The following is an 8,219-nucleotide window of genomic DNA, read 5'->3' as shown; positions in this document are numbered from 1 at the left end:
GGCGGGGCGGGTTGCCCAGGCCGGGAGCTGCAGTCTTTGAGCGTATGGTCAGGCTCAACGTTCTTTGAACAAGGGCAGGTGGCCGAGGGAGACGATGTGCGCCCAGTCCTGCGGGTCGCCTTCGGTGAAGATCGCGGCCTCAGCCGCCACGCCGGCTCCTGCCAGCTTCAGGACCTTGCGCATCCCCTCCAGGGTGGAGCCGGTGCTGATCACATCGTCCAACAACAGCACGCTCTGCCCCGCCACCCGCTGGCGATCCTTTTCATCCAGGATCAGGGTCTGCGGCTTGCCGGTGGTGATCGACAGCGTTTCGGCCTGCAGGGCATCTCCCATGTAGGGTTTGTAGGTCTTGCGCAGCACGATATAGCTCTTGCCGGTGAGCACCGACAGGGCGTGGGCCAGGGGGATGCTCTTGGCTTCGGCGGTGACAATCAAGTCAAAGGCCTGGGGTTCGAGCGCCGCCTGCAGCGCCCGGGCACAGGCCTCCACCAGTTCCGTGTCACCCAGGATGTTCAGGACCGCGATCCGCAGCCCTGGGGCGACCTCGAATAGCGGCAGATGGCGTTCGAGCCCGGCGACCTGAACGGTATGGGTGTCGCGTTGCGCCAACATCCTGTCGACCTCCACTGGCCGTGACCCAGACCGGCTGATTATAGCCTGCGGTCCACGACGCCGGAGAGCGGCTGGCGGAAATCATGGATGCCGCCGCGCACCTCCCAGACCGCCTTGCAGCCGGCGCACACCCATCCGGCCTCTGTCCGGGTGAACTCCAGCGACTCGCAAACGGGACAGCGCCAGAAGGCCGCGCCCGGCCTCTGGGCGTGGGCCTCCCCGGCGCGAGCCCGCAGGAAGACGCTCGGCGCGAGCTGCCACAGCCCGCCGGTGAGTTGAGCCCAGGCATCGAGGCGCACCAGCCACGACAAAGGCACCACCCGTTTGAGCAGCCCGGAGCGGAAATGGGAGACGGTCAGTGTCCGCTCCACGCTCAGACCAAAATTGACGAGCCAGCCGGCGACCGCCCGCGGATGGAAGTCGAAGTGCAGTGGCAGGAACTCGATCGGATCCGGCGAGAAGGGGTTCCACGCCTGGCGCCGCAGTAGCCAACGCCCGATGGCTTTCAGGTTGCGCTTGTTGGCGAACTCCAGCACAAACGCCGCCTGCGGACCGAGCACAAGCGACACCTGACGCAGCACGGCCTGGGGGTCGGCCATGTGGTGCAGCACCCGCACCATGCAGGCCGCGTCGAACAGCCCGGGCGCGAACGGCAGGCGGTAGGCATCGGCGGCAACAAACAAGTAGCAATCCTCGAGGCCTAGTCGGGCCTGGGCCTGCTCGAGCATGGTGCGCGAGTAGTCGAGCAGCACCACCTGCTCGAATCCGGCGTAGCGGGGTGCGTTGCGCCCGGCGCCGGCACCGACGTCGAGCAACCGAGCGCCGCCCGCCGGCAGCAGGCGCCGTAGGGCGATGGCTTCCACCGCGTCTTCGTAGGCACGCCCCCCTTGCTCCCAAAAGGTCCGCTGATAGTCGGACCCTTCGTAGCTGCAGATCGGGGGTGGGCTATCGGCCAAGGGCTGCTCCCGCAGGACGGCGTGGGTGGGCTCGCTCTGCAGGCCGATTCTACCTGCAGCCGCTGCGCCCAGGGAGATTGCCCGCCGGATCCGCCTTCCTCGGAGGGCTGGACTTGTGGCCACCCCCGACCCCGGTCTGATCGGACCGCGGCTGCGGTCTGTGGCCACCCCAGCAAAGGGCGCGGGTCGTGGCGCAACGCGTAAGCCAGAACCGCCCGCGCTTCGACGAGTCGGGCGCTGGAGCCATAGCCTGGCGTTTGTCAACCGAGCGAGCAGACCGGGCTATCAGGGCGCCGTCAACCCTCAACCCTGACCGATCGGGGATAGCCGCGCCAGGCGATCCACGCCGCCAGCGCCCCCAGGGGAACCCAGCCCAGGATGCCGACGTAGGCGATCATCAGCGGATAGCCGCTGCCGTAGAACAGCAGCAGGGTCAGTGATCCCCCGACGGCGTTGGTGGCGGCATGGGCCAGGCTGGGGGCCCAGACCGATCCTGTCCGCTGCTGCAGCCAACCGAAGATGATCGACAGCAAGACGGTGCTGACGGTGAAGACCATCATCCCCGCCAGAGGTTGCCCGGCGAAGTTGTAGCCGCGCAGGTTTATCGGCAGGTGCCACAGACCCCAAATCACGCCCGTGGCGGCGGCCGCCCGCAGCGGTTTCCCCGGGTACAGGCGCAACTGAAGGTAGCCCCGCCAGCCGAACTCCTCCCCCCAAAGCAGCGGGGTCGCCAACAGGGCGTTGAGCAGGAGCTGGGCCGGCAGCAGGAGCACGAGCAGGTCGGGGATCGGTTGGGCGGCCTCACCGAGCAAGGCAGTGGCCGCCCGCTGCAGGCTGAGGTCGGGGCGGGCGATCCCCAACCCGAGCGCCAGCGCCGCAAGCACGGCCACCCCCAGCAGCGGATACAGCCAGCCCAGCAGGTAGTAGCGCCAGGTGCGGCGCAGATTGGGGCGGAGCCCGGCATCGCCGAATCCCTCCCGGGTGACCCCCGCCCGCACAATCAGGGCCGCTACCGCTGGGGCGAAGGCCCCCGGCAGGATAGCCAGCTGAAAGAGGGGGTCAGCCGGAGACAGCCCCAGCCGGAAAGCGGCCTCCCACAGCCCCCAGGCGAGGCCGAAGCTCAAGACCAGATAGGCGACAACTCCCTTGCTCAGGCGCATTCCTGTTCTCGGCTTCTCCGGGTCAATCCCATCCCCCGGTTGCGGGCGACCAGGGTTTCACGTGAAACATTCCTCCGGGTGGCGATCCCCGGGTTCGCCCGGCGCCAGCTCTGGCTCACCGGGCCGACCGAGCCGAGCCGTTTCGCCCATGATTCGGGCCCCAAGGGCATAGGCCTGGGAGCGAGAGGTTGAGCTGCCCAGCCACCGCGGGGGGCTGCTTCCCAGGCGTCGGTGAGGAATGTCCTGGACCGACGACGGCCCCGCCGGAAGATCCGGAACCGACCCGGCGGGAGGTTTCACGTGAAACCTCCCGCTCGCTGGGGAAGATTCCTATGGTGAAACGCTGCACCGGACGGCGCCACGGGTCGGGCGGTAGGCCACCACGAAGATATGCTAACTGGATTGGCGCTGGACCAGGCCGACGACTTCCTAGCCCCGGGCTCCCCAGGCGTCCTGCGCCGCCTCAACCGCCGGATCCTTGGGTGCGCTGAAGGTGCCCCGAAGGTCCCGCCTCGATACTCCCATGCCACTGTCTCGGCCACGGTCTATTCCTTCGGGGGCCGGGTGCCCGCCAGCGACACCAAGCCGGATAGCCCGCCCAGGCCCATGGTCTCGACGGCAGTCGAGGGCACGATCACCAGTGCCCCCTTCTCCTTCAGACCCTCGTACAGCATGTTCATCGCCCGTAGGTGGAGAGCCGTCGGATTGTCGACATAGCTCTCAGCTGCCTTAGCAAACGAGGACGCGATCTGTTTCTCCGATTCCCCCAGGATCACCCGTGCCTGGCGCTCGCGCTCGGCCTGGGCCTGACGGCTCATGGCGTCTTCCAGCGCCTGCGGGATGACGATGTCGCGGATCTCAACCGATTGCACTGTGATCCCCCAGGGCGTGGTGCGCTCGTCGATGATTCGCTGCAGGTCCTTGTCCATCATCGCCCGGCCGACCAGGATATCGGCCAATTCCATCTGGCCGATCACCTCGCGCAGCGCCGTCTGAGCCGCCCAGGCGATTGCCGCCTGGTAGTCCTCGACCTCCAACGCCGCCTTCTCCGCGTCCCACACCAGCCAGAACAGAACCGCGTCGACATCGACCGGCACGGTGTCCTTGGTGAGCGTCTTCTCGGCGATAAAGCGGGTGACGATCACCCGGTGGTCGATCCACGAGGTCACCGCGTCGACGATCGGCACGATCCAGAATAGCCCCGGGCCGCGCAGGCCGCGGAAGCGCCCCAGGCGCAACACGACCGCTTTCTCCCATTGGGCTGCAATCTTGATCGCCAGCAGGAAGTAGACCGCCAGGCCGAACAGCAGTGCCGAGACCCCGGCGATCAACCAGGCGCTCGCCCCCTGCTGCATCAGCAGGATCAGGACGACGATATACACGCCGATCATCACGAAGAAGGCCGTCAGGCCAATGCTTGAGACGCGGTTGGGGGCTTGCGCCGGAGGCGACTGATTGGGGGTTGTCTCTCTGCGGGCCATCGTCTCATCCTCTCTGAGCGGGGTTGCCGCCCTAGGCTGGATCGGCTTCGGCTGGAGGAATGCCCAGCTGCCGCCAGCGTTCGATACTCTCGATCGTGACGGAGGCGACCTCGTCCGGCGTCAAGCCCAGACGGGCGGCATCGGTCAGATACAAGCGGGCCAGGGTGCGCAGCGTCTCAAGGCGCAGCGCGCCAGTGATGGTGTCCGGCGGGGTTCCCACCACGTAAGTCCCCCGCCCCTGCTGGGTGGAGATCAGCCCGGCTTCATCCAGCAGACGATAGGCGCGGGCAATGGTGTTGAAGTTCACTCGCAGATCGGCCGCCAGCTGGCGCACGGTCGGCAGTTGTTCGCCCGGCTGCAGCCCACTCGCCGCCACCTGCTGTTTGACCTGCTCCACGATTTGGATGTAGATCGGGATCTTGGAGCGAAAGTCAATCGACATTTCCACGCCTGGATTGTCCTTATTGTCTCATTGTCTGTTTGTATCTTTGTAGCATTGTATTACAAGCCGCGTGTTTGTCAAGTCCCGCCCCGCGGCGTTCGACGGCCGTCGAACGAGGCTCATGGTAGAATCCGGTCGAAGACAGGGAATCCCATCAGGAGGCGAGGGTGGAAAAGGAAGTCGGCACGTTCGCCTTGAAGAAAGGCCTGGCCCAGATGCTCAAGGGAGGCGTGATCATGGACGTGGTCACGCCAGAACACGCCCGGTTAGCCGAGGCGGCAGGGGCAGTGTCGGTCATGGCCCTGGAGCGCGTGCCGGCGGACATCCGGGTCCAGGGCGGGATCGCCCGCATGAGCGACCCGGGCCTGATCCAGAGCATCATGCATTCGGTCAGCATCCCGGTGATGGCCAAGTGCCGCATCGGGCACTTCGTTGAGGCCCAGATTCTCGAGGCCATCGGCGTCGACTACATCGACGAATCCGAGGTCTTGACCCCGGCCGATGAGAACCACCACATTGACAAACATGCCTTCAAGGTGCCGTTCGTATGTGGCTGCCGCGACCTGGGCGAGGCGCTGCGCCGCATCGGCGAAGGCGCGGCCATGATCCGGACCAAGGGCGAGGCCGGCACGGGTGACGTGGTCGAAGCCGTACGCCATGCTCGGGCCGTGCTGGGCGAGATCCGCCGACTGCAGACCATGGCCCCGGAAGAGCTAATGGCCTACGCCAAGGAGATCGGCGCGCCCTACGACCTGGTCAAGGACACCCGCGAGCTGGGCCGCCTGCCTGTGGTCAACTTCGCCGCCGGCGGGGTGGCTACCCCCGCCGATGCCGCCCTGATGATGCAGCTGGGCGTCGATGGGGTGTTCGTCGGATCAGGCATCTTCAAGTCCGGCGATCCTGAGCGGCGCGCCCGGGCGATCGTCGCCGCCGTCACCCACTACAACGATCCCCAGATCCTGGCCGAGGTCAGCAAGGACCTGGGCGAACCGATGGTCGGGATCGGCGTCAGCTCGCTGCACGAGTCCGAGCGCCTGGCCAGTCGCGGCTGGTAGGCCCAGGCAGCCGTCGCGGCCTCGGCCTCGAACCAGTATGACCGACAGCGACTGGACTCGGCTGCGGCGCTCGGATCGGGCAATGCCCGGCGAGCGGGAAATCGAGGCTCTGCTCGCTCGGGCGCAGTTCGGCGTCACCGCCACCTCCATCGACAACCAGCCCTTTCTGCACACCAGCCTGTATTGCTACGACCCGGCCGCCCGCCGCATCTACATTCACACCGCCCTCGATGGCAGAACCCGGCAGAACATCCTCCAAAATCCGCGGGTGTGCTTCAGCGTTGCCGAGATCGGCCGCCTGCTCCCGGCCGACACCGCCATGGAGTTCAGCAACGAGTACGCCAGCGTGATCGTGTTTGGCCGGGCCCGCCTCGTTGAAAGCGATGATGAGAAGCAGCACGGCCTGCAAGGTCTGCTCGACAAGCACTTCCCGGACCGCCGGCCGGGGCGCGACTACCGGCCGATCACGCAGGCCGAGCTCGATGCGACGAGTGTCTTCGCCATCGAGGTCGACGCCTGGTCGGGCAAGCAGAAGCAGGTCAGGCCATGAGGATTGGCGTGCTGGCCCTGCAGGGCGACTTCGCCGAACATGCTGCCGTCCTTCGGCGCCTCGGGGTCGAGACTCACGAGGTCCGACTCCCCACAGACCTGGAGAGCCTCGACGGCCTGATCATCCCCGGCGGCGAGTCGACCACCATCGGCAAGCTGGCCACTCGCTTCGATCTGATGGAGCCGCTGCGAGCCTTCGGGGCCGGGCGGGGTATCTGGGGGACCTGCGCCGGCGCTATCTTGCTGTCGCGCGAGGTTCATCGAGACCAGCCCTTGTTGGGGCTAATGGATATCAGCGTGCAGCGCAACGCTTTCGGCCGCCAGGTGGCCAGCTTTGAAGCCGACCTGACGGTGTTAGCCTTGCCGGATCCGACCCGGCCGTTTCACGCCGTGTTCATTCGGGCCCCGATCATCGAGGACATCGGCTCCCAGGTGGAGATTCTCGCCAGCCTGCCACCGGCTGCGCCCGGCGGGCAGCCAGTGATTGTCGCCGCCCGACAAGGTCGCTGGCTGGCGACTGCCTTCCATCCCGAACTTACGGGCGACGACCGCTTCCACGACTACTTCTGTCGGCAGGTGGCGGGGTGATCCGGCCCTTTGACTGGCGCGACCTGTCGCTCCTTCACCGTCTGCGCGCCGGTGGTCTGTGTCTGGACGCGCAACTCGCCTACACTCGCGGCCCCAACACCCTGCAGCACGCCGTGCTCGATGCCCTGAATCCCATCCAGTCCGCCTGCACGTTGGTGGCACGCGCCCAGGGAGGGGACGGACCGGACTGCATCGGTCAGTACCTGTACCGGCACCAAGACTCCCTGGCCCGCCTGACCTTCGTCAGCCCGGCTGATACCCTCAATGAGTGGCCGGGGATGCAATTGCTGGACGCCCTGACGCGGGCTGCCGGCAGCCAGGGAGCCCGGCATCTTGTGGCCGAGGTCGATGAACACTTGCCAGCCTTCGAGGCATTGAGGCGTGCGGGCTTCGCAGTCTATGCCCGCCAACGTATTTGGCGCCTCGATCCGCCGCCCGAGGTCGGCTCTCTCCACGCGGCCAGCCCAGCGCCCGCCGCCTGGAGGCACGAGGGCGCCGGGGATGAAATCGCCGTGGCCATGTTGTATGCCAATCTGGTTCCGGCCCTGGTTCAACAGGTCGAGCCCCCGCCACACAGGAATGGCCGCGGCTGGGTCCATGGACAACAAAGTGAGATCCTCGCGTACTTGAGCACTGATCGCGGCCCACTCGGCACGTGGGTCCAGCCATACCTGCACCCAGCCGTGGACTCGGTTGACGACCTGCTGCAATCATTCTTCTCCACCATCCCCCGGCGCCCCGGCCGGCCGGTGTACATCGTTGTCCGCTCCTACCAGGGCTGGCTCAACGACATCCTCGAACGCCTGGGACTGCAGCCAGTTTGCGACCAGGCGGTGATGGTACGTCGGCTGGTGGTGCCGGTTCGGCAGCCGGCCGTTGCCGCCGAGCGGGCTCCGGCAGGCGTCACCATCAAGCCCACCGCACCGATGGCGCGCATTGACCTTGAGCCTGGGCCGCGCGACCCGGCGGGCGGACGAGATCGGGCCTGGACGCTTTGCGCGCAACCCGACCGAAGAATGAGGAGGACGCCTCCGGGCATCTGGTAGGGCGATAATGGCCGAGGACTGGATCCTCCCAATCGTCATTGCTTCCCTGATCCTCGATATCGGCACGCTGTGGGCAATCCGCCTGTACTGCAAGTCGCGCCGCTCCCCAAACCCAAATCCCCATGATGCAAGGGCGTCCCCGTCGGCGGAGTAGTTTGCATCCTTGCCCGGAAGCGCGGTGACGCTGGCCTTGGGCTGCCTCTTCACCGGCCTGCGCTGGTGGGCGCTGCCGCATGTCACGCCCGACATTCGCTGGAGCCTGCAGGCCTCCATCGGCCTGGCCTGTGCCGCCGTGTTGGCCAGCGCGGCGCTGCATTTTCGGCGACGGAG

At 66.8% G+C, this 8,219-nt stretch carries 9 protein-coding genes; 4 read left to right on the top strand and 5 right to left on the bottom strand.

Annotated elements, in window-relative coordinates:
* Positions 1-54: 54 nt before the first annotated feature.
* The 5 genes from MUO23_10775 to MUO23_10755 form a co-directional block, all read right to left on the bottom strand.
* Positions 55-612, bottom strand: coding sequence for an adenine phosphoribosyltransferase (locus MUO23_10775; protein ID MCJ7513438.1), 558 nt, complete (start codon positions 610-612; stop codon positions 55-57).
* A gap of 38 nt (positions 613-650) precedes the next feature.
* Positions 651-1,691 (bottom strand): methyltransferase domain-containing protein, encoded by a 1,041-nt coding sequence (locus MUO23_10770; protein MCJ7513437.1) that lies wholly within the window; start codon positions 1,689-1,691, stop codon positions 651-653.
* 173 nt (positions 1,692-1,864) lie between these two features.
* Positions 1,865-2,728 (bottom strand): CPBP family intramembrane metalloprotease, encoded by an 864-nt coding sequence (locus tag MUO23_10765; GenBank protein ID MCJ7513436.1) that lies wholly within the window; start codon positions 2,726-2,728, stop codon positions 1,865-1,867.
* Between the two features lie 545 nt (positions 2,729-3,273).
* Positions 3,274-4,209: a slipin family protein gene (locus MUO23_10760; protein MCJ7513435.1), complete on the bottom strand. Its 936-nt coding sequence runs from the start codon at positions 4,207-4,209 to the stop codon at positions 3,274-3,276.
* A gap of 31 nt (positions 4,210-4,240) precedes the next feature.
* The gene (locus tag MUO23_10755; protein ID MCJ7513434.1) at positions 4,241-4,651 is read right to left on the bottom strand and encodes a GntR family transcriptional regulator; all 411 of its coding nucleotides are present in this window, start codon (positions 4,649-4,651) and stop codon (positions 4,241-4,243) included.
* Positions 4,652-4,818: 167 nt separating this feature from the next.
* Between MUO23_10755 and pdxS the strand changes: the two genes are divergently transcribed.
* From pdxS to MUO23_10735, 4 genes are read left to right on the top strand one after another with little or no spacing between them, the layout of a single operon-like run.
* The gene (pdxS, locus tag MUO23_10750) at positions 4,819-5,706 is read left to right on the top strand and encodes a pyridoxal 5'-phosphate synthase lyase subunit PdxS (protein MCJ7513433.1); all 888 of its coding nucleotides are present in this window, start codon (positions 4,819-4,821) and stop codon (positions 5,704-5,706) included.
* Between the two features lie 37 nt (positions 5,707-5,743).
* The gene (locus MUO23_10745) at positions 5,744-6,256 is read left to right on the top strand and encodes a pyridoxamine 5'-phosphate oxidase family protein (GenBank protein ID MCJ7513432.1); all 513 of its coding nucleotides are present in this window, start codon (positions 5,744-5,746) and stop codon (positions 6,254-6,256) included.
* The gene (pdxT, locus tag MUO23_10740) at positions 6,253-6,843 is read left to right on the top strand and encodes a pyridoxal 5'-phosphate synthase glutaminase subunit PdxT (protein ID MCJ7513431.1); all 591 of its coding nucleotides are present in this window, start codon (positions 6,253-6,255) and stop codon (positions 6,841-6,843) included. Before MUO23_10745 ends, pdxT begins: the two co-directional genes overlap by 4 nt.
* The gene (locus MUO23_10735; GenBank protein MCJ7513430.1) at positions 6,840-7,889 is read left to right on the top strand and encodes a hypothetical protein; all 1,050 of its coding nucleotides are present in this window, start codon (positions 6,840-6,842) and stop codon (positions 7,887-7,889) included. Before pdxT ends, MUO23_10735 begins: the two co-directional genes overlap by 4 nt.
* Positions 7,890-8,219: the final 330 nt, after the last annotated feature.

It is taken from the genome of Anaerolineales bacterium (genome assembly GCA_022866145.1).
Classification (GTDB): Bacteria; Chloroflexota; Anaerolineae; order Anaerolineales; family E44-bin32; genus PFL42.
This window is presented reverse-complemented; position numbering and strand designations above follow the sequence as displayed.

Coding starts and splice junctions, on each gene's coding strand:
- MUO23_10760 (MCJ7513435.1), bottom strand. CDS start 4,209: ATGGCCCGCAGAGAGACAACCCCCAATCAGTCGCCTCCGGCGCAAGCC.
- pdxT (MCJ7513431.1), top strand. CDS start 6,253: ATGAGGATTGGCGTGCTGGCCCTGCAGGGCGACTTCGCCGAACATGCT.
- MUO23_10765 (MCJ7513436.1), bottom strand. CDS start 2,728: ATGCGCCTGAGCAAGGGAGTTGTCGCCTATCTGGTCTTGAGCTTCGGC.
- MUO23_10775 (MCJ7513438.1), bottom strand. CDS start 612: ATGTTGGCGCAACGCGACACCCATACCGTTCAGGTCGCCGGGCTCGAA.
- MUO23_10745 (MCJ7513432.1), top strand. CDS start 5,744: ATGACCGACAGCGACTGGACTCGGCTGCGGCGCTCGGATCGGGCAATG.
- MUO23_10755 (MCJ7513434.1), bottom strand. CDS start 4,651: ATGTCGATTGACTTTCGCTCCAAGATCCCGATCTACATCCAAATCGTG.